This is a genomic window from Pseudomonas nitroreducens (genome assembly GCF_024170165.1).
Classification (GTDB): domain Bacteria; phylum Pseudomonadota; class Gammaproteobacteria; order Pseudomonadales; family Pseudomonadaceae; genus Pseudomonas; species Pseudomonas nitroreducens_C.
On the sequence record NZ_JALJXP010000006.1, the window covers coordinates 168,049 to 193,261 of the forward strand.

At 66.4% G+C, this 25,213-nt stretch carries 24 protein-coding genes; 10 read left to right on the forward strand and 14 right to left on the reverse strand.

Annotated elements, in window-relative coordinates:
- Nucleotides 1-37: 37 nt before the first annotated feature.
- The 4 genes from J2T47_RS14065 to J2T47_RS14080 form a co-directional block, all read right to left on the reverse strand.
- Nucleotides 38-826, reverse strand: a complete 789-nt coding sequence (locus J2T47_RS14065; protein WP_045215587.1) for an ABC transporter permease — start codon at nucleotides 824-826, stop codon at nucleotides 38-40.
- Nucleotides 823-1,737, reverse strand: a complete 915-nt coding sequence (locus J2T47_RS14070) for an ABC transporter permease (protein ID WP_253447677.1) — start codon at nucleotides 1,735-1,737, stop codon at nucleotides 823-825. The genes J2T47_RS14065 and J2T47_RS14070 overlap by 4 nt, the downstream gene beginning before the upstream one ends.
- Nucleotides 1,734-2,783 carry an ABC transporter ATP-binding protein gene (locus tag J2T47_RS14075; RefSeq protein ID WP_253447679.1) on the reverse strand — a complete coding sequence of 350 codons (1,050 nt, stop codon included), beginning with the start codon at nucleotides 2,781-2,783 and terminating at the stop codon, nucleotides 1,734-1,736. The genes J2T47_RS14070 and J2T47_RS14075 overlap by 4 nt, the downstream gene beginning before the upstream one ends.
- A gap of 447 nt (nucleotides 2,784-3,230) precedes the next feature.
- Entirely contained in the window at nucleotides 3,231-4,247 is a 1,017-nt protein-coding gene (locus J2T47_RS14080) for an AraC family transcriptional regulator (RefSeq protein ID WP_253447682.1), read from the reverse strand.
- A gap of 147 nt (nucleotides 4,248-4,394) precedes the next feature.
- On the opposite strand from J2T47_RS14080, the gene J2T47_RS14085 reads away from it, so the two are divergent.
- Nucleotides 4,395-5,324 carry an SdiA-regulated domain-containing protein gene (locus tag J2T47_RS14085; RefSeq protein ID WP_253447685.1) on the forward strand — a complete coding sequence of 310 codons (930 nt, stop codon included), beginning with the start codon at nucleotides 4,395-4,397 and terminating at the stop codon, nucleotides 5,322-5,324.
- Here J2T47_RS14085 and J2T47_RS14090 read toward each other — a convergent pair.
- Both J2T47_RS14090 and rpiA read right to left on the reverse strand, forming a co-directional pair.
- Complete coding sequence (locus J2T47_RS14090; protein ID WP_253447687.1) at nucleotides 5,321-5,653, reverse strand: YegP family protein; 333 nt, start codon at nucleotides 5,651-5,653, stop codon at nucleotides 5,321-5,323. The two genes, J2T47_RS14085 and J2T47_RS14090, sit on opposite strands and share 4 nt — an antisense overlap.
- 93 nt (nucleotides 5,654-5,746) lie before the next feature.
- Nucleotides 5,747-6,418: a ribose-5-phosphate isomerase RpiA gene (rpiA, locus tag J2T47_RS14095; RefSeq protein ID WP_253447689.1), complete on the reverse strand. Its 672-nt coding sequence runs from the start codon at nucleotides 6,416-6,418 to the stop codon at nucleotides 5,747-5,749.
- A gap of 201 nt (nucleotides 6,419-6,619) precedes the next feature.
- On the opposite strand from rpiA, the gene ilvA reads away from it, so the two are divergent.
- From ilvA to J2T47_RS14110, 3 genes are all read left to right on the forward strand, one after another.
- Entirely contained in the window at nucleotides 6,620-8,134 is a 1,515-nt protein-coding gene (gene ilvA / locus J2T47_RS14100) for a threonine ammonia-lyase, biosynthetic (RefSeq protein WP_253447691.1), read from the forward strand.
- Nucleotides 8,135-8,203: 69 nt separating this feature from the next.
- Complete coding sequence (locus J2T47_RS14105; RefSeq protein ID WP_253447693.1) at nucleotides 8,204-8,671, forward strand: DUF2269 domain-containing protein; 468 nt, start codon at nucleotides 8,204-8,206, stop codon at nucleotides 8,669-8,671.
- Between the two features lie 10 nt (nucleotides 8,672-8,681).
- The gene (locus tag J2T47_RS14110) at nucleotides 8,682-9,149 is read left to right on the forward strand and encodes a DUF2269 family protein (RefSeq protein ID WP_253447695.1); all 468 of its coding nucleotides are present in this window, start codon (nucleotides 8,682-8,684) and stop codon (nucleotides 9,147-9,149) included.
- A gap of 25 nt (nucleotides 9,150-9,174) precedes the next feature.
- On the opposite strand, the gene J2T47_RS14115 is transcribed toward J2T47_RS14110, so the two are convergent.
- Nucleotides 9,175-9,828, reverse strand: a complete 654-nt coding sequence (locus J2T47_RS14115) for an HAD family hydrolase (RefSeq protein ID WP_253447697.1) — start codon at nucleotides 9,826-9,828, stop codon at nucleotides 9,175-9,177.
- 147 nt (nucleotides 9,829-9,975) lie between these two features.
- Between J2T47_RS14115 and J2T47_RS14120 the strand changes: the two genes are divergently transcribed.
- Both J2T47_RS14120 and ptsP read left to right on the forward strand, forming a co-directional pair.
- The gene (locus tag J2T47_RS14120) at nucleotides 9,976-10,455 is read left to right on the forward strand and encodes an RNA pyrophosphohydrolase (RefSeq protein WP_017520843.1); all 480 of its coding nucleotides are present in this window, start codon (nucleotides 9,976-9,978) and stop codon (nucleotides 10,453-10,455) included.
- 31 nt (nucleotides 10,456-10,486) lie between these two features.
- Entirely contained in the window at nucleotides 10,487-12,766 is a 2,280-nt protein-coding gene (gene ptsP / locus J2T47_RS14125; RefSeq protein ID WP_253447699.1) for a phosphoenolpyruvate--protein phosphotransferase, read from the forward strand.
- A gap of 23 nt (nucleotides 12,767-12,789) precedes the next feature.
- Here ptsP and J2T47_RS14130 read toward each other — a convergent pair whose 3' ends face one another.
- A complete protein-coding gene (locus J2T47_RS14130) occupies nucleotides 12,790-13,536 on the reverse strand; it encodes an NRDE family protein (RefSeq protein ID WP_253447701.1) in 747 nt (248 codons plus the stop codon).
- Nucleotides 13,537-13,650: 114 nt separating this feature from the next.
- Here J2T47_RS14130 and J2T47_RS14135 point away from each other — a divergent pair, with 114 nt between their 5' ends.
- On the forward strand, nucleotides 13,651-14,433 hold the full coding sequence (locus J2T47_RS14135; protein ID WP_253447703.1) for a sulfite exporter TauE/SafE family protein: 783 nt from the start codon (nucleotides 13,651-13,653) through the stop codon (nucleotides 14,431-14,433).
- Between the two features lie 24 nt (nucleotides 14,434-14,457).
- Nucleotides 14,458-15,258, forward strand: coding sequence for a prolipoprotein diacylglyceryl transferase (lgt, locus tag J2T47_RS14140; RefSeq protein ID WP_253447705.1), 801 nt, complete (start codon nucleotides 14,458-14,460; stop codon nucleotides 15,256-15,258).
- Nucleotides 15,259-15,454: 196 nt separating this feature from the next.
- Here the strand turns inward: lgt and J2T47_RS14145 are convergent, their stop codons facing one another.
- From J2T47_RS14145 to J2T47_RS14160, 4 genes are all read right to left on the reverse strand, one after another.
- Entirely contained in the window at nucleotides 15,455-15,901 is a 447-nt protein-coding gene (locus J2T47_RS14145) for an NfeD family protein (RefSeq protein WP_253447707.1), read from the reverse strand.
- A complete protein-coding gene (locus tag J2T47_RS14150) occupies nucleotides 15,901-16,827 on the reverse strand; it encodes an SPFH domain-containing protein (protein ID WP_081515277.1) in 927 nt (308 codons plus the stop codon). The genes J2T47_RS14145 and J2T47_RS14150 overlap by 1 nt, the downstream gene beginning before the upstream one ends.
- A 124-nt stretch (nucleotides 16,828-16,951) precedes the next feature.
- Nucleotides 16,952-18,736, reverse strand: a complete 1,785-nt coding sequence (locus tag J2T47_RS14155; protein ID WP_253447709.1) for a GspE/PulE family protein — start codon at nucleotides 18,734-18,736, stop codon at nucleotides 16,952-16,954.
- A gap of 55 nt (nucleotides 18,737-18,791) precedes the next feature.
- Complete coding sequence (locus tag J2T47_RS14160) at nucleotides 18,792-20,156, reverse strand: CYTH domain-containing protein (RefSeq protein WP_253447711.1); 1,365 nt, start codon at nucleotides 20,154-20,156, stop codon at nucleotides 18,792-18,794.
- A gap of 186 nt (nucleotides 20,157-20,342) precedes the next feature.
- On the opposite strand from J2T47_RS14160, the gene argE reads away from it, so the two are divergent.
- Both argE and argA read left to right on the forward strand, forming a co-directional pair.
- On the forward strand, nucleotides 20,343-21,482 hold the full coding sequence (argE, locus tag J2T47_RS14165; RefSeq protein WP_253447713.1) for an acetylornithine deacetylase: 1,140 nt from the start codon (nucleotides 20,343-20,345) through the stop codon (nucleotides 21,480-21,482).
- Between the two features lie 209 nt (nucleotides 21,483-21,691).
- Nucleotides 21,692-22,990 carry an amino-acid N-acetyltransferase gene (gene argA, locus J2T47_RS14170; protein ID WP_253447716.1) on the forward strand — a complete coding sequence of 433 codons (1,299 nt, stop codon included), beginning with the start codon at nucleotides 21,692-21,694 and terminating at the stop codon, nucleotides 22,988-22,990.
- Between the two features lie 80 nt (nucleotides 22,991-23,070).
- Here argA and gshA read toward each other — a convergent pair whose 3' ends face one another.
- Both gshA and J2T47_RS14180 read right to left on the reverse strand, forming a co-directional pair.
- The gene (gshA, locus tag J2T47_RS14175) at nucleotides 23,071-24,657 is read right to left on the reverse strand and encodes a glutamate--cysteine ligase (RefSeq protein ID WP_253447718.1); all 1,587 of its coding nucleotides are present in this window, start codon (nucleotides 24,655-24,657) and stop codon (nucleotides 23,071-23,073) included.
- A 165-nt stretch (nucleotides 24,658-24,822) separates the two neighbouring features.
- A complete protein-coding gene (locus J2T47_RS14180; RefSeq protein ID WP_405307451.1) occupies nucleotides 24,823-25,185 on the reverse strand; it encodes a PaaI family thioesterase in 363 nt (120 codons plus the stop codon).
- Between the last annotated feature and the right edge of the window lie 28 nt (nucleotides 25,186-25,213).

Below are 25,213 nucleotides of genomic sequence, written 5' to 3' on the forward strand. Positions count from 1 at the left end.
AGCTCCTTGCAATGTTGTTTTGTTTGGCGGCAGGAGGTCAGCGGCGACGCTGGCCGACGTAGTACGACAACGCAACGAACGCGATGGAAATCAACAGTATTATTGAAGATATGGCGTTGATCTTCGGGGAAATCCCCATGCGGATGGAGCTGAAGATGTACACCGGCAGGGTGGTGGCCCCGGCGCCGGCGACGAAGTAGGTGATGACGAAGTCGTCCATCGAGATGATGAACGCCAGCATCGCACCGGACACGATTCCCGGCGTCAGCAGGGGGAAGGTCACCTTCCAGAAGGTCTTCCACGGCGAGGCATAGAGGTCCGCCGCCGCTTCCGCCAGCCGCGGGTCCATGCCTTCGAGACGGGCGCGGATCGGCAGGTAGGCGAAGGGAATGCAGAACACGATGTGCGCCAGCAGGATGGTGAACAGCGACAGCTTCAGGCCGATGAAGGCGAAGAACATCAGGGTCGCCACCGCGGTGACGATCTCCGGCACCAGCAGCGGCAGGCCCAGCACGCCGCTCATCAGCGTCTGCCCGCGGAACGAGCGACCGCGCATGCCCAGCGCGGCGAGCGTGGCCAGGGTGGTGGCGACGACGGTGGCCAGAGTGGCGACGATCAGCGAGTTCTTCGCCGCGCGCAGAATCTCCGGGTCATCCGCGACCACCGAGTACCACTTCAGGCTGAAGCTTTCCCACAGCGTGGCCGACTGGCCGCTGTTGAAGCTCAGCACCACCAGCACGAAGATCGGGATGTAGAGGAAGGCGAAGAACAGCCAGGCGGCAGGCCGGACCCCGGTGAACCGCCAGAGCGGGTTGGCCGACTTCATGGATGACCTCCCGACGCGCCCTGCTTGAACCGCATGCTGTAGATCATCATCGCCAGCAGCACGAAGGCCAGCAGGGCGAAGGACAGCGCCGCGCCGAACGGCCAGTTGTGCGCCGTGCCGAACTGCAGCTGGATCAGGTTGCCGATCATCAGCGACTTACCGCCCCCGAGCAGCTCGGGAATGATGTAGCTGCCCAGCGAGGGGATGAACACCAGGATGCAGCCGGCGACGATGCCGGGCATGGCCAGCGGGATGATGATCCGCTTCAGCGCCTTCCAGCGGTTGGCGCCCAGGTCGAAGGCCGCCTCCACCAGGCGCCAGTCCATCTTCTCCAGGCTGGTGTAGATGGGCAGGACCATGAACGGCAGGTAGGTGTAGAGCAGGCCGATGATCACCGCGTTATCGGTGTAGAGGATGCCCAGCGACGCACTGGAAAAGCCCAGCCCGTGCAGGCCCTCGTCGATCAGCCCGCCGTTGCGCAGCAGCAGCATCCAGGCGTAGACGCGCACCAGCAGGTTGGTCCAGAACGGCACCGTGACCAGGAACAGCAGCAGGTTGCGCCGGCGTTCGTCCTGCAGCGCCAGGTACAGCGCGGTGGGGAAGCCGATCAGCACGCAGCCGATGGTGGTCAGGATCGACAGCCAGAACGAGCGCTGGAAGATGCCCAGGTAGTCGGCGTTGAACGCCAGGCTGTCGTCCAGATCGCGTTCCCAGAGGAAGTTGATGTAGGCCTCGACGGTGTGCTGGCCCCACTTCACGCCGCCGTAGTCCCCCGGCGCCTGGACCGACACGGCGAACATGATGCCCAGCGGCAGGACCAGGAACACGATCAGCATGATCATTGCCGGGCTGGTCAGGGCCAGGCGATTGAACAGCGATTTGCGTTCCGCTTGTGCGCGCAGTGTACTCATTCGGCCAGCACCCGGATGGCGGTGGCGGGAATGCGGACCCGCACCCGCGCGCCGGGCGCGTGGGTGGAAAGGGCGCCGTCGCGGTTCTGCTGACGGACCCGGAAGCCGCCCTGACCGGCGACATTGAGGTGGTACACGGTGTCGGTGCCGACGTAGACGATGTTCTCCACCACGCCTTCGAGCTGGCCGTCCTGCGCGAGTTCGGTGCGCTCCGGGCGGATCGCCAGGGTCACCTTGCCGGGCAGGGTGGTGGCGGCCGGCAGCGTCTGGCCGTCGGCCAGGCGCACACTGTCACCGCTGGATTCGCCTTCGAGGAAGTTGGTCTCGCCGATGAAGTCGGCCACCAGGCGGTTGACCGGTGCCTCGTAGATCTCGGTGGGCGTGCCGATCTGCATGACCTTGCCGCGACTCATCACCGCGATGCGGTCGGACATGGTCAGGGCTTCTTCCTGGTCGTGGGTGACGAAGATGAAGGTGATGCCGGTCTCATGCTGCAGGCGCTTGAGCTCGATCTGCATTTCCTTGCGCAGCTTGAGGTCCAGCGCGGACAGCGATTCGTCGAGCAGCAGCACCTTGGGCCGGCTGGCCAGGGCGCGGGCCAGGGCGATGCGCTGTTGCTGGCCGCCGGAGAGCTGGTCGGCGCGGCGTTTGCCAACGTCGGGCAGGCGCACCAGGTCGAGCATCTTCTGCACGGTGGCGTCGATGTCGCTGCGCTGCTTGCCCTGCATTTCCAGGCCGAAGGCGATGTTCTCCGCCACGGTCATGTGGGGGAACAGGGCGTAGCTCTGGAAGACGGTATTGACCGGGCGGCGGAAGGGCGGAAGGCCTTCCATCGCGTCGCCATACAGGCGAATGCTGCCGGAGGAGGGTTGTTCGAAGCCGGCGATCAGTCGCAGCAAGGTGGTCTTGCCGCAGCCCGACGGGCCGAGGAGGGTGAAGAATTCGTTGGCGCGGATTTCCAGTGACACGTCGTCCAGGGCCTTGAGGCCTTGTCCGGGTGTACCGAACTCCATGCATATCCGCTCGATGGTGATCGCGCTGGTCATGCTTGTACCATGCAGTTAAGCAGTTGTTATTGTTGAGGTTTTACGGTTTCTAGGGCCGTTTCACCTAGCTGCGGATTGATAATGACCAAGCCGCGGGATGCGCAGAACGATAGATCAGGCCAATAAGGGATAAATCAGGCCAAGTTGAAAATGCGCTCTGCAATGCAGGATTCCGGGCGCCAGCGGGGCGTCGTTTCTCAGGCTTTTCGTAGGAGCGAGCTTGCTCGCGAAGCGGAAGGCTTCAGTGCCTGGGCTGGGCCTCTTCCCTCTCCCTGACCCTGGCTGCGCGCCCCGCTCCGAGGGGAGAGGGGACTGATTCGGCGTGAAGGGAAACAACGTGCCCCGCTTGCAACCCTGGTGTCAGGAGAGCGCGAGCGCCCGAGTCACTCGGACACTCCCTCTCCCTTCAGGGAGAGGGCTGGGGAGAGGGTGTTCCCGGCCCACTCCTCAGCCCCGATACAGACTCGGACTCGCTCCGCTCCAACGCTGGAAGGCATGCCGGAAGCTGGCCGTTTCGCTGTAGCCCAATTGCTCGGCGATCAGGTAGATCGGCAGGTCGGTGTCCTTGAGCAGCTGCCGCGCGCGGTCGAAGCGCACCTCGTCGAGCACCTGTTGATAGCTGGTGTTCTGCTGCTGCAGGTGGCGGCGCAGGGTGCGGGTGGAGCGGTGCAGGTGGCGCGCCACGGTGTCCAGACTGGCGGTGTCCTGCAGGTGGCTGGCCAGGTGCTGGCGCAACTGGTCGATCACGTCGCCGCGGGCGCTGAGCATCGCGCTCATGCGCAGGCACTGCTGCACACCGTTGTGGCAGCTGACCGGATCGGCCAGCGGCAGCGGCCGGTCCAGCAGCGCCGGGCTGAAGCACAGCGCACTGGTGGGCGCGCCGAAATCCACCGGGCAGCCCAGGCGTTCGGTGTAGGTCTCCGCGTGCAGCGGCGGGCGATAGGCGAGCAGCAGCCGGCGCGGACGCACCGACTCGCCGAGCAGGTCGCGGATCACCGTCAGCAGCGAGGTCAGGCACAGCTCGGTGTTGAACACCGTGAGCTCCGGCGCGTAGCGGTAGCCATCGGCGGTCAGGTGGACTTCGTCGCCCTGCGGAGTCAGTGCCAGGCGGAAGTAGGTGCCGAGCAGTTCGGGGAACGACAGCGCCAGTTGCAGCGCATCGCGCAGGGTGCGGCTGGCAAGCATGCTGTAGCCGAGGATGCCGTAAGCCGAGACATGCATGCGCAGGCCGAGGTAGAGGCCCAGCGCCGGGTCGTGGTGGCTGTTCAGGGCATTGGCGAAGACCCGCAGTTCCTGCGCGTGGGTGATCAGCTTTTCCGGGGTCAGCAGGTCTGCCTCGCCGATGCCGCTGCCTTCGAGCAGCTTCGGCCGTGGCACGCCGGCGTGGTGCAGCACCTCGGTCGCCAGCACCACGGTGTGCAGGGTCGCCTGCTGGCGTTGTTCAGGGAGCAGCTGCTGGGCCATCGATACGCCTCTTGCCGTCACTTGCCAAAGAAACATGGGACAGTCTTGCGCTAACCTGACTCTAGCCTGCCCGCAGCCCGTGATGGCCTTTAAGTTTGGCTTCAGCCGCTGCTGCCAATCTGCCACGCCAACTCCCCCGAGACCTCCATGCGCCGTCTGCTCAAGCCCCGCCGTCTGATCGTGCTGCTGGCGTTGCTCGCCATGGCCTCGCTGTTGGCACTGGGCCAGAGCTTCCGGGTCTACGAACGCGCCTGGTTCAAGCTCAACGAGTGGCGCCACGCAGCCGAGTGGCAGGAGAAGTCCATCTGGCTGCCCGACTATCGCGTGGTACTGGAGGCGCAACCGATCAAGGGGCTGGACGAGAATGTCTCGGCGCTGACCTACGACCCGGACCGGCAGACCCTCTTCACCGTTACCAACAAGCGCAACGAGCTGGTCGAGTTGTCGCTCGAAGGCACGCTGCTGCGCAGGATCGAGCTGCATGGCTTCGGCGATACGGAGGCCATCGAGTACATCAGTCGCAATGTCTACGTGATCAGCGACGAAACCCACCAGCGCCTGCTTCGTGTGGAGCTGCGCGACGACACCAAGGCGTTGAACGCCGACGACGCCCAGCAACTCTCCCTGGCACTGGGGCGCGGCGGCAACAGCGGCTTCGAGGGGCTGGCCTATGACTCGGTGGGCAAGCGCCTGTTCGTCGCCAAGGAGCGCAATCCCGTGCACATCTACGAGGTGCGCGGTTTCCCCTACGAGCAGTCGCAGCAGCCCATTGCGGTGCACGTGGTGGAGGACCTCAAGCACAACCGCAACCTGTTCGTCCGCGACCTCTCCAGCCTGCAGTACGACGAGCGCAGCGGGCACCTGCTGGCACTCTCCGACGAATCGCGGCTGGTGCTGGAGCTGAGCGCCGACGGCGAACCGGTCAGTTCGCTGTCGCTGCTGCGTGGCATGCAGGGGCTGCGGCGCGGCGTGCCACAGGCCGAAGGCATCGCCATGGACGACCAGGGCACGCTTTATCTGGTCAGCGAGCCCAATCTTTTCTATGTCTTCAAGAAGCGCGAGATGTCGCCGCCTTAGGTGTCATCGCTGATCGGTGCATCCGCCGCATAGCGCTTCACCGCTGCCACGCCGGCATCGGCGGTGGCCTTGCTGGCGTACATCTGGCTCTGTCCGACGACCTGGCCGTTGGTGGCCTTGAGCACGAAGTAGTGCTTGCCGTTGCTGGCGACCTTGACCTCGAAGGCGCCTTCGCGCTGGGAGTTCCTGCGGACCGAATCGATCCCCTCGTGAGCCGAGGTCTTGGCCTTGTACAGCTCGCTGGTCAGGACGATCTCGCCGTTGCTGGCGTGCAGGTTGAAGTGGAACTGGCCATCACTGGCCTTCTTCAGATGGTACTTGGCGGCCATGCTGCATCTCCTTCCGGGAGGGCTGGGTCATCCCAGCGTAGACGGCAGCAGGCGCCCTGGAAGGCGCCATCCGGCGGATGGCGCCGGGTGGCGTCAGACCTTGAGGGTCTTTACGCCTTCGGCGGTGCCCAGCAGCAGCAGGTCGGCCGGGCGTGCGGCGAACAGGCCGTTGGTGACTACGCCGACGATGTTGTTGATCGCCTCTTCCAGTTGCACCGAGCTGTCGATGCGCAGGTTGTGCACGTCGAGGATGATGTTGCCGTTGTCGGTCAGCACGCCCTCGCGGTACACCGGGTCGCCGCCCAGCTTCACCAGCTGGCGCGCCACATGGCTGCGGGCCATGGGGATGACTTCCACCGGCAGCGGGAAGCCGCCGAGCATCGGCACCAGCTTGCTGGCGTCGGCGATGCAGATGAATTCCTTGGCCACGGCCGCAACGATCTTCTCGCGGGTCAGCGCGGCGCCGCCGCCCTTGATCAGCTCCAGGCGCTCGTTGGTCTCGTCGGCGCCGTCCACGTAGAACTCCAGCTCGCTGACCGTGTTCAGGTCGTAGACCGGGATGCCATGGCCCTTCAGGCGCTGGGCGGTGGCTTCGGAGCTGGCCACGGCGCCGTCGAACTCGGCCTTGTGCCGGGCCAGCAGGTCGATGAAGAAGTTGGCGGTGGAGCCGGTGCCCACGCCGACGATGCTCTTGCTGTCGAGGTGCGGAAGGATGTGATCGACGGCGGCCTGGGCCACAGCCTGCTTGAGCTGATCCTGGTTCATGGCGAGGGTCTTCTTACCTGGATGGGCGCAACGGCGCCGGGGAATAGTCGAAAGGGCGGATTATAGCGGCCCGGGGCGCGCCGGTGTTGCGCCGCCGGGCAACTGTTACGGTCATCTGCGCGCGGATTGTTCGGTGGCCCGCGCCGCGCCCGCTGGAGTAGACTCGCTCTTCCTCGAAAAGCCGCCGATATAGCCCTTCCGATGCTCGAACACTACGTCAAGAAGATCCTCACCTCGCGTGTCTACGACGTTGCCGTGGAAACGCCCCTGCAGCCCGCCCGCCAGCTCTCCGAGCGCCTGGGCAACCAGATTCTGCTGAAACGCGAAGACCTGCAGCCGGTGTTCTCCTTCAAGATTCGCGGCGCCTACAACAAGCTGGCGCAACTGAGCCCGGAAGAACTGGCCCGCGGCGTCGTCACCGCCTCCGCCGGCAACCATGCCCAGGGCGTGGCGCTGGCCGCCCGCGAGCTGGGCATCAAGGCCACCATCGTGATGCCGCGCACCACCCCGGAGCTGAAAGTCCAGGGCGTACGCGCCCGCGGCGGCAAGGCCGTGCTGCACGGTGATGCTTTCCCCGATGCCCTGGCGCACTCGCTGAAGCTGGTGGAAGAGAAGGGCTACGTCTACATCCACCCCTACGACGATCCGGACGTGATCGCCGGCCAGGGCACCGTGGCCATGGAAATCCTCCGCCAGAACCCCGGCCGCATCGACGCGATCTTCGTGCCCGTCGGTGGCGGCGGGCTGATCGCCGGCATCGCCGCCTACGTGAAGTACCTGCGCCCGGAGATCAAGGTCATCGGCGTCGAGCCGGACGACTCCAACTGCCTGCAGGCCGCCATGGCCGCCGGCGAGCGCGTGGTGCTCGGCCAGGTCGGGCTGTTCGCCGACGGCGTCGCCGTGGCGCAGATCGGCAAGCACAACTTCGAGCTGTGCAAGGACCATGTCGACGAAGTGATCACCGTCAGCACCGACGAGATCTGCGCGGCGATCAAGGACATCTACGACGACACCCGCTCGATCACCGAGCCCGCCGGCGCGCTGGCCTTGGCCGGGATCAAGAAGTACGTCGAGCGCGAGGGCGTGAAGGGCGAGACCCTGGTCGCCATCGACTCGGGCGCCAACATCAACTTCGACCGCCTGCGCCACGTGGCCGAGCGCGCGGAGCTGGGCGAGAAGCGCGAAGCGATCATCGCGGTGACCATCCCCGAGCGCCCGGGCAGCTTCAAGGCCTTCTGCGAGGCCATCGGCAAGCGCCAGATCACCGAGTTCAACTACCGCTACAACACCGACAGCGAAGCGCACATCTTCGTCGGCGTGCAGACGCACCCGGAGAACGACCCGCGCGCGGCGCTGGTGCAGCAGCTGCAGGAGCAGGGCTTCCCGGTGCTGGACCTGACCGACAACGAGCTGGCCAAGTTGCACATTCGCCACATGGTCGGTGGCCATTCGCCGCGGGTCTCCGGCGAGCAGGTGTTCCGCTTCGAGTTCCCCGAGCGTCCCGGCGCGCTGTTCAACTTCCTCAATCGCCTGGGCGGGCGCTGGAACATCACCCTGTTCCACTACCGCAACCACGGCGCCGCCGACGGTCGCGTAGTCGCAGGCCTGCAGGTGCCGGAAGACGAGCGTCACCTGGTGGCGGCCGCGCTGGAAGAGATCGGCTACCCCTACTGGGACGAGACCGACAACCCGGCCTATCGCCTGTTCCTCGGCTGAGGAGCGGGCAGGGGCGGCGCGACTGCTGCTAGGCTTGTCGGATCGCCGCCTTCTTCACAGGGACCTGAAATGGAAAGCCTGCAGACCTTCCGCATCCTCCACGGCATCGCCGCGGTGCTGCCGTTCCTGGCCATCATCGGCCTGGCCTGGTACGGCTGGCGCAGCTGGCGTGCTGGCGACGCCGGAGTGATCGCCAAGGCGCTGCAGCGCATCGGCCTGATCGGCTGGGTACTGGTGGCCGGCAGCGTCGCCAGCCTGCCGGTCACCGGTTATCGCATGGTGCAGACCGTCGGCTGGCCGCTGGGCCAGACCTGGCTGCTGGGCAGTGCCTGTCTGTTGATCGTCGCGACGATCTTCTGGCTGCTGTTCACCACACGCCTGTGGCGCATCCGCGACCTGGCGCTGCTGGCGCAGAGCAGCGGCGAGCCGATCGGCGCCAGTGCAGCCCGGCAGTGGAAGTTCGGCCTGGCCTTCTTCGCGCTCGCGCTGTTGTGCGTGGTCGCCATCCTGGTGCTGATGATCAGCAAGCCGGTGTGATGCCCACCGCGTGAACCTCTACCTGCTGCTCAAGACCCTGCACATCCTGTCCTCCACGCTGCTGTTCGGCACCGGGCTGGGCTCGGCCTACTACAGTTGGCGCGCCTGGCGCAGCGGCAACCTGGAGGCCATCCGCATCACCTTCCGCCACCTGGTCACCGCCGACTGGCTGTTCATCGCCACCACGGCGGTGTTCCAGCCGCTGAGCGGCATCGCCATGGCGCAGATGGCCGGCTGGCCGCTGGGTTCGGGCTGGCTGCTGTGGAGCCTGGCGCTCTACGTGTTCGCCGGCGCCTGCTGGCTGCCGGTGGTGTGGCTGCAGATCCGCGTGCGCGACATGGCCGAGGCGGCGCACCGTGATGCTGCAGCGTTGCCGCCCAGGGCCTTCCTCTATATGCGCTGGTGGTTCGCCCTGGGCTGGCCGGCGTTTCTGGCCTTTCTGGCGATCTTCTACCTGATGGTCAACAAGGGCTTCTGAGCCCTCAGCGCAGGATGGTGGGCTCTTAGCGCAGGCTGATCACCGGCCAGCCGCGCTCGGTGGCGGTGGCGCGCAGGGTGTCGTCGGGGTCGACGGCCACCGGGTTGGCCACCAGTTCCAGCAGCGGCAGGTCGTTGCGCGAGTCGCTGTAGAAGTAGGCGTCGTCCAGCTTCAGGCCGGTCTCTTCGAGCCAGCGGTTGAGGCGGGTCACCTTGCCGCCCTGGAAGCACGGCACGTCGCAGGTGCGACCGGTGTAGAGGCCATCGAGCATCTCGCACTCGGTGGCGATCAGGGTTTCCACGCCCAGGCGTGCGGCAATCGGCCCGGTGACGAAACGGTTGGTGGCGGTGATGATCACCAGCTTGTCGCCCGCGGCGCGGTGCTCGGCCAGCAGGGCTTCACCCTTGGCCAGGACGATGGGCTCGATGACGTCGTGCATGAACTGGCGGTGCCAGGTGTCCAGCTGGTCCAGGCTGTTGCGGCCCAGAATCGCCTGGGTGAAGGCCTGGTAGGCGAACACGTCGAGGGTGCCGGCCATGTAGTCGGCATAGAAGGCATCGTTGCGCGCCTGGTACTCGCCGGCATCCACCAGAGCGCGCTGGCACAGCCATTCGCCCCAGCTGTGGTCGCTGTCGCCGGCCAGGAGGGTGTTGTCGAGATCGAAGAGAGCCAGTCGCACGATGGATTACCGCCAGTTGCCAATACGGAAAAGTCGCCTAGAGTAACGGCTTTTGCCCCCCCGGCACAGGACGCCGCAGCCCGCGTTGCCGCTGTCACAAGCTTTGTGGAACAATGCGGGCACACGCGATTTCGAGGATGTACCGCCGTGATCGATCCCGATGGTTTTCGCCCCAATGTCGGCATCATCCTTTGCAACGATGTCGGACAGGTACTGTGGGCACGGCGCATCAACCAGGAAGCCTGGCAATTTCCCCAGGGCGGCATCAACGCCCGAGAAACCCCTGAGGAAGCGCTGTACCGCGAACTGAACGAAGAAGTCGGCCTGGAAGAGCAGGACGTCAAGATCCTCGCCTGCACCCGGGGCTGGCTGCGATACCGCCTGCCGCAACGCCTGGTGCGTACCAACAGCCAGCCGCTGTGCATCGGGCAGAAACAGAAGTGGTTCCTTCTGCGCCTGACCGGCGAGGAAAGCCGGGTGCGCATGGATGTCACCGGCAAGCCCGAATTCGACGGCTGGAAATGGGTGAGCTACTGGTACCCGCTGGGCCAGGTCGTGACCTTCAAGCGCGAGGTCTACCGCCGGGCCCTGAAGGAATTGGCACCGCGCCTGCTGGCGCGCGACTAGCACGAAGATCAAGGAGTTAGACCCCCACGCCATGCTCAACACGCTGCGTAAGATCGTCCAGGAAGTGAACTCCGCCAAGGACCTCAAGGCGGCGCTGGGCATCATCGTGCTGCGGGTCAAGGAGGCCATGGGCAGCCAGGTGTGCTCGGTCTACCTGCTCGACCCGGAGAGCAACCGCTTCGTGCTGATGGCCACCGAGGGCCTGAACAAGCGCTCCATCGGCAAGGTCAGCATGGCGCCCAACGAGGGCCTGGTCGGCCTGGTCGGCACCCGCGAAGAGCCGCTGAACCTCGAGAACGCCTCCGAACACCCCCGTTACCGCTACTTCGCCGAGACCGGCGAGGAACGCTATGCCTCCTTCCTCGGCGCGCCGATCATCCACCACCGTCGGGTGATGGGCGTTCTGGTCGTGCAGCAGAAGGAAAAGCGCCAGTTCGACGAGGGCGAGGAAGCCTTCCTCGTCACCATGAGCGCGCAGCTCGCCGGCGTTATCGCCCACGCCGAGGCCACTGGCTCGATCCGCGGCCTGGGCAAGATGGGCAAGGGCATCAGCGAAGCCAAGTTCGTCGGCGTCCCCGGCGCCCCCGGCGTGGCCGTGGGCAAGGCCGTGGTGGTGCTGCCGCCGGCTGATCTCGAAGTCGTTCCGGACAAACCCATCGACGATGTCGAGGCCGAGGTCGAGCGCTTCAAGCAGGCGCTGGAATCGGTCCGCGAGGACATGCGCAACCTCTCCAGCAAGCTGGCGACCCAGCTGCGCAAGGAAGAGCGGGCGCTGTTCGACGTCTACCTGATGATGCTCGACGACGCCTCCATCGGCCTCGAAGTCAAACGCATCATCCGCACCGGCCAGTGGGCCCAGGGCGCCCTGCGCCAGGTGGTCATGGAGCATGTGCAGCGCTTCGAACTGATGGACGACGCCTACCTGCGCGAGCGCGCCTCCGACGTCAAGGACATCGGCCGACGCATCCTGGCCTACCTCCAGGAAGAGCGTAAGCAGTCGCTGACCTACCCCGACCAGACCATCATCGTCAGCGAGGAGCTGTCGCCGGCCATGCTCGGCGAAGTGCCCGAGGGCAAGCTGGTGGGCCTGATCTCGGTGCTCGGTTCGGGCAACTCCCACGTCGCCATCCTCGCTCGTGCCATGGGCATCCCGACCGTCATGGGCGCGGTCGACCTGCCGTATTCCAAGGTCGACGGCATCGACCTGATCGTCGACGGCTACCACGGTGAGATCTACACCAACCCGTCGCCGCAGCTGGTCAAGCAGTACGGCGAAGTGGTCGCCGAAGAAAAGGAACTGAGCAAGGGCCTGGCCGCACTGCGCGAGCTGCCCTGCGAAACACTGGACGGCCATCGCATGCCGCTGTGGGTCAACACCGGCCTGCTGGCCGACGTGGCGCGCGCCCAGGAGCGCGGTGCCGAAGGGGTCGGCCTGTACCGCACCGAAGTGCCGTTCATGATCAACGACCGCTTCCCCAGCGAGAAGGAACAGCTCGCCATCTACCGCGAGCAGCTCTCCGCCTTCCATCCGCTGCCGGTGACCATGCGCACCCTGGACATCGGCGGCGACAAGGCGCTGTCGTACTTCCCGATCAAGGAAGACAACCCGTTCCTCGGCTGGCGCGGCATCCGCGTCACCCTCGACCACCCGGAAATCTTCCTGGTGCAGACGCGCGCCATGCTCAAGGCCAGTGAAGGCCTGGACAACCTGCGTATCCTGCTGCCGATGATCTCCGGCACCCACGAGCTGGAAGAGGCGCTGCACCTGATCCACCGCGCCTGGGGCGAAGTGCGCGACGAAGGCGTCGACATCCCCATGCCGCCGATCGGCATGATGGTGGAGATCCCCGCCGCCGTGTACCAGACCCGCGAGCTGGCGCGCCAGGTGGACTTCCTCTCGGTCGGCTCCAACGACCTGACCCAGTACCTGCTGGCGGTGGACCGCAACAACCCGCGCGTCGCCGACCTCTACGACTACCTGCACCCGGCCGTGCTGCAGGCGCTGAAGAAGGTGGTCGATGACTCACACGCCGAAGGCAAGCCGGTGAGCATCTGCGGCGAGATGGCCGGCGACCCGGCGGCCGCCGTGCTGCTGATGGCCATGGGCTTCGACTCGCTGTCGATGAACGCCACCAACCTGCCGAAGGTGAAGTGGCTGCTGCGCCAGATGACCCTGTCCCGTTCTCGCGAACTGCTCGGCCAACTGATGACCTTCGACAACCCGCAGGTTATCCACAGCTCGCTGCACCTGGCCCTGCGCAATCTGGGGCTGGGCCGGGTGATCAACCCTGCGGCGACCATCCAGGCCTGACGCCGAGCAGCGAGCTCGGCGATCTACAGGTTCAACGACACCTCTCCCAACCGTGCGCCGCTGGGGCCGAAGCTGTGCTCCAGCAGTTCGCGGCGGCCGTCCGCGTGGACGATCAGCGCCGTACTGGCGCGGGTGCCGTAGGTCGGGCTGGCGATGAACACGCTGGAGAGCAGGCGCTCCGTGGCCATGCCGACGCCGGTTTCCGGCAGCTCCGCATCACTGGGCTGGCGGTTGTCGGCCAGCAGCGCCACCAGTGAGCCGGTGTCCGGCCTCTCCAGTGCAGCTTCCAGCCCGTCGCGGGCATTCAGCAGCTTGGGCCAGGGCGTATTCAGCGCGGCGTTGGAGAGCCCGTGCACACCCGGCGCCACCGCCACCGGCGGGCCGACGCGGGGATTGAAGTAGCAGAGTTGCGCGCTGTCGCCCACCAGCAGGTTGAAGCCGCTGTAGTCCGTCGCGCGGCGGGCGACGTGCTGCAGGTACTCCAGGGGCGCCTGGCGGCCCTGCAGGAAGGCCGCCACCAGCTCGCCACGGGAGCGCGGGCCCAGCGGCTGGCCGGGGTCGCGCACGTTGGTCAGGGCGGCGAAACGACCGCCCGGCGCGACGCCCAGCCAGGTACCGCCGGCCTCCAGGTCGCGGCCGGCGTAGAGGCCGGGGTATTCCTCCCAGGCTGCCAGCGGCAGGGTCGGGCGGGCGTAGAACTCATCGCGGTTGGCCGCGACGATCAGGGGCGTGGCGTGGCTGGGACGCCAGGCGAAGACGATCAGGCACATGGGGCGAACTCCGTGGTGTTCCGGCAGTCTATCAACATCCGCCGATGTCCCGGAGTGGCTGGAGCGCCCGGGAGCCTTCGGCTACCATGCCCGCTTTGTTGCCCGAGGTTGCCCATGGAGTTCGTGCTCTACCTGGTGCTTGGCGCCTGCGCTGGCGTGCTCGCCGGCCTGTTCGGCGTCGGCGGCGGGTTGATCATCGTCCCGGCCCTGGTGTTCAGCTTCGGTGCCCACGGTTTCTCGCCCGACGTACTGACCCAGATGGCGGTCGGCACGTCGCTGGCGACCATCGTCTTCACCTCGATCAATTCGATCATCGAGCACCATCGCCGTGGCGCGGTGCGCTGGCCGGTGTTCGGCTGGATGACCGTCGGCATCCTGGTCGGCAGCGCGCTGGGGGCGATTACCGCGTCGAAGATCCAGGGCCCGGTGCTGCAGAAGATCATCGGCACCTTCGCCATCCTGGTGTCGCTGCAGATGGCGCTGGGCCTGCAGCCCAAGGGCGCGCGCGACCTGCCGGGGCGCTTCGGCCTGGGCGTGGCCGGCGGCGTGGTGGGCTGGGCTTCGGCCATTTTCGGCATCGGCGGCGGCTCGCTGACCGTGCCTTTCCTGACCTGGCGTGGCGTCTCCATGCAACAGGCGGTTGCGACTTCCTCGGCGTGCGGCCTGCCGATCGCCATCGCCGGCGCGATATCCTTCATCGTCGTCGGCTGGCACAACGACAAGCTGCCGGAGCTGAGCCTGGGCTTCGTCTACCTGCCGGCGCTGGTGGGCATTGCCGTCACCAGCATGTTCTTCGCCCGCATCGGGGCACGGCTGGCGCATCGCCTGCCACCCCTGGTGCTCAAGCGTTTGTTCGCCCTGCTGCTGTTCAGCGTGGGCTTGAGTTTCCTGATCTGAGTTCCAGTTAATTAGGAGTAGCGGATGCTGCCTTATCCACAGATCGACCCGGTTGCCGTTGCGCTCGGGCCGCTGAAAATCCACTGGTACGGCCTGATGTACCTGATCGGCATCGGCGGCGCCTGGCTGCTGGCGTCGCGCAAGCTGAAGGATTTCGACCCCACCTGGACCAAGGAGAAACTCTCCGACCTGGTCTTCTGGGTGGCGTGCGGCGTGGTCCTGGGCGGTCGCCTGGGCTACGTGCTGTTCTACAACCTGGACGAGTACATCGCCAACCCGACGCTGATCTTCGAGGTGTGGAAGGGCGGCATGTCCTTCCACGGCGGGCTGATCGGCGTGATGCTGGCCACCTGGTGGTTCGGCAAGCGCAACAACAAGAGCTTCTTCCAGCTGATGGACCTGATCGCGCCGCTGGTGCCGATCGGCCTGGGCGCCGGGCGTATCGGCAACTTCATCAACGGCGAGCTGTGGGGCAAGGTGTCCGATGTGCCCTGGGCGATGATCTTCCCCACCGGCGGCCCGGAGCCGCGCCACCCGTCGCAGCTGTACCAGTTCGCGCTGGAAGGCGTGGCGCTGTTCGTCGTGCTCTGGCTGTTCACCCGCAAGCCGCGCCCGACCGCCTCGGTGTCCGGCCTGTTCGTGCTGTGCTACGGCATCTTCCGCTTCATCGTCGAGTTCGTCCGCGTGCCGGATGCCCAGCTGGGTTACCTGGCCTGGGGCTGGCTGACCATGGGCCAGGTGCTGTGCGTACCGATGGTCCTGGGCGGCATCGCGCTGATGGTCTGGGCCTACCGCCGCGCCCCGGCGCAGTCGGCCGCGAGCTGAGCATCGCCTGAATGAAAAAGCCGCCCTCGGGCGGCTTTTTTGCTTTTCGTAGGAGCGAGCTTGCTCGCGAACAGGCCCCGCTGCGGGCTTTGGTTCGCGAGCAAGGACTAGGCGTCCCCCTCGCTCCTACAGGTTCAGGGTAGGCCAGAGCGTAGGGCGGATAACGCCCGACGTTATCCGCCGTTCGGCCTTGCCTTCAGACGGGTTCGACGAGCAGCAGAACACCATCCTGTCCGGTCACACGAACTTGCGCGCCCACCGGCAGGTCCGGCCCGCTGACCAGCCAGACGCTGTCACCGACGCGGATCTTGCCGCGCCCGCCGACGATGGCGTCATGCAGGGCGAATTGCCGGCCGACCAGCTCGCTGCCGCGGCGGTTGAGGCTGGAAGGGACGGCCTGGCGCTTGTTGAGGCGCTGGTGGTTCCACCAGTACAGCGCGGTGAGGATCGCCAGCACGCCGAAGGCCAGGCACTGCCAGACCCAGTCCAGCCCCGGCAGCAGGAAGGACAGCACGCCGGTCAGCGCCGCGGCGATGCCGATCCACAGCAGGTAGCCGCCGGCACCGAAGATTTCCAGGATCAGCAGGACGATGCCCAGGCCCAGCCAGTCCCAGAAACCGAGGTTCTGGAGAAAGGCGGCCATCAGCTACGGCCCTTGGTTTCGCCGAAGGTGGCCTTGACGATCTCACCGATGCCGCCGACCGCGCCGATCACCTGGCTGGCTTCCAGCGGCATCAGCACGATCTTGCTGTTGTTCGAGCTGGCCAGCTGGCCGAGGGCGTCGACGTACTTCTGCGCGACGAAGTAGTTGATCGCCTGCACGTTGCCGCTGGCGATGGCTTCGGAGACCACCTGGGTCGCCTTGGCTTCGGCTTCGGCCTGGCGCTCACGGGCCTCGGATTCGAGGAAGGCCGACTGGCGCAGGCCTTCGGCTTCGAGAATCTGTGCCTGCTTCTTGCCCTCGGCGGTGAGGATCTCCGCAGCGCGGCGGCCTTCGGCTTCGAGGATCTGCGCGCGCTTGAGGCGCTCGGCCTTCATCTGGCTGGCCATGGCCTCCACCAGGTCGGCCGGCGGGCTGATGTCCTTGATCTCGATACGGGTGACTTTCAGGCCCCAGGGCGCGGTGGCCTCGTCGACGGTGCGCAGCAGGCGTTCGTTGATCGCGTCGCGCTGGCTGAGCATGTGGTCCAGCTCCATGGAGCCGAGCACGGTGCGGATGTTGGTCATCACCAGGTTGCGCACGGCGTTTTCCAGTCCGCTCACTTCATAGGCGGCCTGTGCCGCGTCGACCACCTGGAAGAAGCACACGGCGTCGATCTGCACGATGGCGTTGTCGGCGCTGATGGCCTCCTGCGGCGGCACGTCGAGCACGCGCTCCATCATGTTGATCTTCTGGCCGACGCGGTCCACCACCGGAATGATGATGCTCAGTCCCGGCTTCAGGGTGACGGTGTAGCGGCCGAAGCGCTCGATGGTCCATTCGAAACCCTGGGGCACGACCTTGAACCCCATGAGGACGATGACGATGGCGAGGATGACGAACAGCAGGGCAACACTGCCGATTTCCATGCGAGGGACTCCTTGTCTGCTTGGGTAATGGGTGTATGGATCGAGTGTAACCGGCACGCCAGGCAGGCATGCAGGAAAGTCCGGCAGGCGAACGCGGGTTTTCCTCAGGCGCCGGACCTGCGGCCTATTTCTGCTCGCTTTGCGGGGTGACCCGCATGACTTCCTCGATGGTCGTCAGGCCGGCTGCGACCTTCTGCGCGCCGGAAAGGCGCAGGCTGCGCATGCCTTCCTTGAAGGCCTGGCGACGCAGCGGGATGAGGTCGGTGTCGGCGGTGATCAGTTCCTTCAGCGATTCGCTCAGCAGCATGATCTCGTACACGCCGGCGCGTCCGCGGTAGCCGGTATCGCGGCACTCCAGACAGCCGACGGCCTGGTGCGCACCGGTGGGCAGCGGGGCGTTCCACGGGCGGGTGACTTCCTGCCAGTCCTCCTCGTGCAGCTCCATCGGCGACTTGCAGTGCGGGCACAGGGTACGCACCAGGCGCTGGGCCATGACGCCGAGCACGGTGGCACGGATCAGGTAATAGGGCACGCCCAGTTCCAGCAGACGGGTGATGGCGGTGGGCGAGTCGTTGGTGTGCAGGGTAGAGAGCACCAGGTGCCCGGTGAGCGCTGCCTGGATCGCCATCTCGGCGGTTTCCAGGTCGCGGATTTCGCCGACCATGATGATGTCCGGGTCCTGACGCAGCAGGGCGCGTACGCCGCTGGCGAAAGTCAGGTCGATGTTGTGCTGCACCTGCATCTGGTTGAACGAGGGTTCGATCATCTCGATCGGGTCCTCGATGGTGCAGAGGTTCACCTCGTCGGTCGCCAGCTGCTTGAGCGTGGTGTAGAGCGTGGTGGTCTTGCCCGAACCGGTGGGCCCGGTGACCAGGATGATGCCGTTGGGCTGGCTGGTCATGCTTTCCCAGCGACGCAGGTCGTCGGGAGAGAAGCCGAGCTGGTCGAAGCTCTTGAGCAGCACCTCGGGGTCGAAGATACGCATCACCATCTTCTCGCCGAAGGCGGTGGGCAGGGTCGAGAGGCGCAGCTCCACCTCGGCGCCGTCGGGGGTCTTGGTCTTCACCCGGCCATCCTGCGGCTTGCGCTTCTCGGCGACGTTCATCCGGCCCAGGGACTTCAGGCGGCTGACCACCGCCATGCTGACCTGCGGCGGGAACTGATAGACGTTGTGCAGCACGCCGTCGATGCGGAAACGCACGGTACCCTGCTCGCGGCGCGGTTCGATGTGGATATCGCTGGCGCGCTGCTGGAAGGCGTACTGGAACAGCCAGTCGACGATGGTGACGATGTGCGCGTCGTTGGCATCGGGTTCCTGGTCGCTGGCGCCCAGGTTGAGCAGCTGTTCGAAGTTGCCGATGCCGCTGATCTTCTGGTCCTGCGAACTGGCGCCGGTCACCGACTTGGCGAGGCGGTAGAACTCCACGGTGAAGCGCTGGATATCCACCGGGTTGGCGACCACGCGCCTGATCGGGCGCTTGAGCACGTGGGTGAGGTTGCTCTCCCAGGCGTGCACGAACGGCTGCGCGCTGGCGATGGTGACTTCATCCGGCGCCACTGCGACCGCGAGGATCTGGTGGCGCTGGGCGAAGGCGTAGGACATCAGCGGGGTGACCGCGGCGACGTCGATCTTCAGCGGGTCGATGCGCAGGTAGGGCTGCCCGGAAAAGTCCGCCAGCCACCTCACCAGGCTGTCCAGGTCCAGCTTGTGCCCCGGCCGCTGGCGGTCCGCGACCTGCTGCGCGGCGAGGAACTCCAGCGGGTGCTGCTGGTTCTTCACGGCGCTGCGGCGGATCGCCAGGCACTGCTCGGCGTCATCCTGGGCGACGCGGCCCTGGGTGACCAGCTCGCGCAGGATGTCGCCCAGATCGAGCGGATGGTCCTGGGCGGATGGGGCAAAGACGGACATGCGGACTCCCTACTTCCAGTGGCGGGTCACAGGCCCGCAGCGATGCCGAGCCAGCTTATTTCAAAAGCGCCTTCCACGGCTTGAGGGTCAGCACAGTATGGGCCTGGGCCGCGAGGGCATCCAGGCGCCCCTCGGCGTCGGGAGTGACGAGCAGCTCCTGCAGCTTGGCCAGTTCGCCGTACAGGCGGTCGGTTTCCGGCAGCTCCAGCACGCCGCGCGCCAGGCGCAGCCAGACCAGCATGCGCTGCAGGCGCGGCAGCTGGTCGGCGAGTACCTCGGGCAGTTGCTGGGCGCGTTGCAGCGGCATGGCCTGGGCCTCTTCGGCCAGGGTGCGCTGCAGCCACTTGCCGACGGCGGAGCCGCCCAGGCGATTGGCGCGTTCGTTGCGCTCGCTGGTCCAGGCCTTGCCCAGCAGCCAGCGCGAGGTGCTCAGGGAGAACTGACCCCAGCGCAGGTTGGCCAGTTCCTCGCGGAAGGCGGCCGGCATCTGCTGGCGTACGCTTTCGTCGTGCTGACCCTGCTCGATGCGCGGCTGCCAGTCGGTAATCAGCGCGTCGAGGGCGGCACGCAGCTCGCGGGTGGTGGCGCGCGGGACGGCCTGGCCGAGGCTGCCGAGCAGGGCGCGCAGGTCCACCAGTTGCTGCAGCCAGCTTTCCAGCAGGCTCCAGTGGCCGTTGAAGCGGTATTGCTCGGCCAGGCGCTGGCTGCTGCCCAGCAGCGACCAGGACAGCGCGGCGAAGGCGCCGTCCAGCGGGGTTTCATGCAGCAGCTTCTGGGTGTCGGGCTGGATGCTGTAGCTGGCCGGATCGAACAGGCGGTAGCCACGCTCGGCCTTGCTGATGTCGCAGGGCATCAGCGCCAGGTCCGCGGCCAGTTCGATGGCCAGGTCCAGCAGCGCCTCGGGCTCGCCCTGGCGCAATTCCAGTTCCAGCTCGCAGATTTCTTCTTCCTGCTTGCCGGCGATGACCTTGCCCAGGTCCAGCGCGGCCTCGATCACCACCTTGGCCTTGCCGCGGCCCCAGGCGATCTCGGCGCGCTGGCGGGTGAAGTCGGTGCTGAAGATCGGCTTCAGGCTCTTCTTGTCCAGGTCGGCCAGGGCGACTGGCCAGCACTGGTCGTCGAGCTTCTTCAGGTCGAGCTTGTTCTTCTCCAGGTACCAGTCCCACTCGTTGCGTTCGGACAGGCCGGCGACGCTCTGGCCACGGGTCTTCAGGGTCTGGATGAACTGCTCGCCGTCCTTGCGCATGCGCAGGGCGACGCGGGCGCGGGCCAGGTCGCGGGCCGGCGTGTCGTAGTACTGGTTGAACAGCTCGCGGGGCTCCCAGCCGGATTTGTTGCGCTTCTTCAGCGCGGGATGCTCGCGCAGGGCTTCGAGGGTCTCGCGACTGGCGCGCAATTTGATTTCGGTTTCTTTCTGCATGGCGGGGTCCGGTTCAGAGCGGCCGCGCCCGATTTCCCGACCTGTTGCAGGACGGACGGAACGACGGGCGCGAAAAAGACTTCAAAGTCATGCAGTTTACAGGACTTCGGCGTTCCTGCCGGGCGCCGCGAGGTTTTACCGCACGCCCGCATGGTCCATAGTGGGGTCCATCTTCTGGAGAACGCCATGCCGTTGCCGCCGCTGAAACAACGCTTCGCCGAGCTGATTGCGCTTCCGTCGGTCAGTTGCACCCAGCCTGTGCTGGACCAGTCCAACCGCCCGGTGGTCGAGCTGCTGGGCAACTGGCTGGTGGACCTGGGCTTTGCCTGTGAGCTGCAGCCGGTGTCGCCAGGCAAGTTCAACCTGGTCGCGACCCTGGGCAGCGGCCCCGGCGGCCTGGTGCTGGCCGGGCACACCGACACCGTGCCCTACGACGAAGCCCTGTGGAAAAGCGACCCGCTGGGCCTGGACGAGCGCGACGGGCGCTGGTTCGGCCTGGGCTCCTGCGACATGAAGGGCTTCTTCGCCCTGGCCATCGAAGCGCTGCTGCCGCTGCTGGAGCAGCCGTTCAAGCAGCCGCTGATCATCCTCGCCACCTGCGACGAGGAAAGCTCCATGGCCGGCGCCCGCGCGCTGGCCGAGGCGGGGCGGCCGCTGGGGCGTGCGGCGGTGATCGGCGAGCCGACCAACCTCAAGCCGATCCGCCTGCACAAGGGCGTGATGATGGAGCGCATCGACATCCTCGGGCAGAGCGGCCATTCCTCCGACCCGAGCCTGGGGCGCAGCGCGCTGGAGGCGATGCAGGCGGTGATGGGCGAGCTGCAGGGGCTGCGCGGCCAGTGGCAGAAGGAGTACAACAACCCGCAGTTCAGCGTGCCGCAGCCGACCCTCAACCTCGGCTGCATCCACGGTGGCGACAACCCCAACCGCATCTGCGGCCAGTGCGCGCTGGAGTTCGACCTGCGCCCGCTGCCGGGCATGCAGCCCGAAGTCCTGCGCCAGGCCATCCGCGAACGCCTGAAACCCGTTGCCGAGCGTCACGCCGTGAAGATCGACTACGCACCGCTGTTCCCCGCCGTGCCGCCCTTCGAGGAGCCGGCGCAGAGCGAGCTGGTGCGGCTGGCCGAAAGTCTGACCGGGCACACGGCACAAGCGGTAGCCTTTGGCACCGAAGCACCGTATCTTCAGCAGCTCGGCTGCCAGACCCTGGTGCTGGGCCCCGGCGACATCGCCTGCGCCCACCAGCCGGACGAACACCTCGAGCTCGACCGCATCGAGCCATGCGTGGAACTGCTGCGCGGACTGATCCGTCATTACTGTCTATGAAAGGCAGTTCATGAAGGGCAGTCCGTACGGCGGTCCGCAACGACTGTTGATGAAGAGTTGCCTGTAGAGCGCCCCGACAACGGGCCCCACCTATCCAAGAGGAGAAACCTGTCGATGTTCCTGCGACGACGATAACCGCGCCGCCCCTGGCCGTGCTCCGGCCGCATCCGACAGATTTCCGCCCACTCGAACGACAGGCTTTTCAAGCAATGCACGACTACGTCAACTGGCTGCGCCACGCCTCGCCCTACATCAATTCGCACCGGGACTGCACCTTCGTGGTGATGCTCCCCGGCGAGGGCGTCGAAGACCCCAATTTCGGCAATATTGTCCACGACCTGGTGCTGCTGCACAGTCTGGGCGTGCGCCTGGTGCTGGTGCACGGCTCGCGCCCGCAGATCGAGGCGCGCCTGGCGTCCCACGGGCTGGCGCCGCGCTTCCACCGTGGCCTGCGGGTCACCGACGCGCCGACCCTGGACTGCGTGATCGACGCCGTCGGCAGCCTGCGCATTTCCATCGAAGCACGCCTGTCCATGGACATGGCTGCCTCGCCGATGCAGGGCTCGCGCCTGCGCGTGACCGCCGGCAACTTCGTCACCGCACGGCCGATCGGCGTGGTCGACGGCATCGACTACCACCACACTGGCGAAGTGCGGCGGATCGACCGCAAGGGCATCAATCGCCAGCTCGACGAGCGCAGCATCGTGCTGCTCTCGCCGCTGGGCTATTCGCCCACCGGGGAAATCTTCAACCTCGCCTGCGAGGACGTGGCCATGCGCGCGGCCATCGACCTGGGCGCGGACAAGCTGATCCTCTATGGAGCCGAGCGCGGCCTGATGGACGACGCCGGCAAGCTGGTGCGCGAGCTGCGCCCGCAGCAGGTGCCGGCGCATCTGGAACGTCTGGGCGCGAGCTACCAGGGCGAGCTGCTGGACGCCGCCGCCCAGGCTTGTCGTGCGGGCGTGCGGCGCAGCCATATCGTCAGCTACACCGAAGACGGCTCGCTGCTCAGCGAACTCTTCACCCGCACCGGCAACGGCACCCTGGTCGCCCAGGAGCAGTTCGAGCAGCTGCGCGAAGCGGGCATCGAGGATGTCGGCGGCCTGCTGGAGCTGATTCGCCCGCTGGAAGAGCAGGGCATCCTGGTGCGCCGTTCCCGCGAGGTGCTGGAGCGCGAGATCGAGCAGTTCAGCATCGTCGAGCGCGAAGGGCTGATCATCGCCTGCGCGGCGCTCTATCCCATCGCCGATTCGGATTCGGGCGAGCTGGCCTGCCTGGCGGTGAACCCGGAGTACCGCCACGGCGGCCGCGGCGACGACCTGCTGGAACGCATCGAACAGCGCGCGCGCAACCTCGGCCTGAAGACCCTCTACGTCCTCACCACGCGCACCGCCCACTGGTTCCGCGAGCGCGGCTTCCAGCCCAGCAGCGTGGACCGCCTGCCGGCGGCGCGGGCGTCGCTGTACAACTACCAGCGCAACTCGCAGGTGTTCGAGAAGACCCTGTAAGGCGCTCCTGCCGGGCGCCGTGGCGCAGGCAAAATAAAAGAGGCCCTCGGGCCTCTTTTTCGTTCGACCTGGCTGCGCACTCAGACGCTGATCAAGCCCAGGATGCTCGCCTGGTAGGCGGCGACGAAGGTGTCGAAATCGCCCTCGGGCTGTTTCTCCAGCTCCGCCTGTTCGGCGAGGGACTGGCTGGCCATGCCCTCGAAGCGAGCCTGCTCTTCAGCCGACAGGGATTCGCTCTGCAGTGTTTCGGCGTGCTGGCGGCTGTAGCGCAGGGCGAAGGCTTCGAAGCTCTCGCCACGTTCGCGCATTTCCTCCAGCACCTTCGCCGAAGGCGTCAGGTCGGCGTCGGCCACCTTGGCGCGCTGCTCGGCCAGGCTCTGCGCGTGCAGGCTGCTGCCATTGGCGCGGTCGAGCAGGTCGATGATCGGCGCGATGGCGTCGAGCAGGGCGCCCGCCCACTCCTTCATCTCGATCTGCTGGCCGCCGCGTTCCAGCTTCAGGCCCGGGCGACGACCTTCCTTGACCACCTTGAGGAAGTTGCTGGTGGCCGAGCCGCACTCGCAGCCGCCCAGCGGCGGGCTGTCGGAAAGCGCGCAGTAGAGCAGGAAGGCGTCGAGGAAGCGGGCTTCGGTGACGTCGATGCCCAGCGGCAGGAAGGGGTTGATGTCCAGGCAGCGCGCCTCGACGTACTGCACGCCACGGGCCATCAGCGCCTGGATCGGACGCTCGCCGGTGTAGGTGACGCGTTTCGGGCGGATGCTCGAGTAGTACTCGTTCTCGATCTGCAGGATGTTGGTGTTGAGCTGAACCCACTCGCCATCGACCTTGGTGCCGACCTTTTCGTACGGCGCATACGGCGTGCTGACCGCGCGGCGCAGGCTGTCGATGTAGCTGTCGAGGTCGTTGTAGCAGGGCGTCAGGCCGGCCTGGGCGTTGTTCTGGTAGCCCAGGTCGCTCATGCGCAGGCTGGTGGCATAGGGCAGGTAGAGGGTGTGCTCGTCGAAGGCTTCCAGGCCGTGCGGGCGGCCGCGCAGGAAGCCGGCGTCCAGCGCCGGCGACGCGCCGAACAGGTACATCAGCAGCCAGCTGTAGCGGCGGAAGTTGCGGATCATCGCGATGTAGCGGTGTGACTGGAAGTCTCGCGCGCTCTTCTCGCTGCCTTCTTCCTCGCGCAGCAGCTCCCAGATGCCTTCGGGCAGGGAGAAGTTGTAGTGGATGCCGGCGATGCACTGCATGGTCTTGCCGTAGCGCAGGGCCAGACCCTTGCGGTAGACGTACTTCAGCCGGCCGATGTGCGAGCTGCCGTAGCGGGCGATCGGGATGGTCTCTTCATCCGGCAGCTCGCAGGGCATGGACGGGCTCCACAGGTATTCGCCGTCGAGCTTGCCGCTGGCGAAACGGTGGATGTCGCCCAGTTCGTCCAGGGTCTTTTCGACGCTGGTGGAGGTCGGGGTGATGAACTCCAGCAGCGACTCGGAGTAGTCCGTGGTGATCTGCGGGTTGGTCAGCGCCGAGCCCAGGACGCGCGGGTGCGGGGTCAGGGCGAGCTTGCCGCGTTCATCGACGCGCAGGCATTCGCGCTCGATACCGTGCAGGCACTGGGTGAGCAGGGACAGGTTGGCGGCATCGCCAAGCAGGGCCAGGCGGCGGGAGAGTTGGTCGCTCAAGTTGGAAGTCCTTCACACGGCAATCGCCCCACTATGGGGGTGGACTGGGCGGTCTACAAGGGGAGAACACAACCGGCGTGGTCGCCTGGTTTGGGGAGACGCCGCGCCGGTGCCCGCCTTTCGGGGGCTCCGGACTACAGCATAGGTCAGTTGCGCCGAGGCAATTTACAGCTGGGCGAAGGTGCCTTGTCCCTTGGCGACGAGCTTGTCGCCCTGGTGGATGTCGGCTTCGACCACCAGCGAACGGCGCCCGGCATGCAGGACTTTCGCCACACAGCGCACCTCGCCTTCGGCGACCGCGCGGATGTAGTTGATCTTGCATTCCAGGGTGACGCTCTGCCGGTCGAAACCATGGGCGCTGGAGCAGGCCAGGCCCATGGTCATGTCCATCAGCGTGAAGAGCGCGCCGCCATGCATGACGTTGCCGCGGTTGCGCAGGTGCTCGGCCATCGGCAGCAGCACCTCGGCTTCGCCGTCAGCGACACGGATCGGCTGCACGCCGATGGTTTCGCTGAAGCGGCTGATCATCAGCTCGCGGGCGGGCATCTCGCTCATG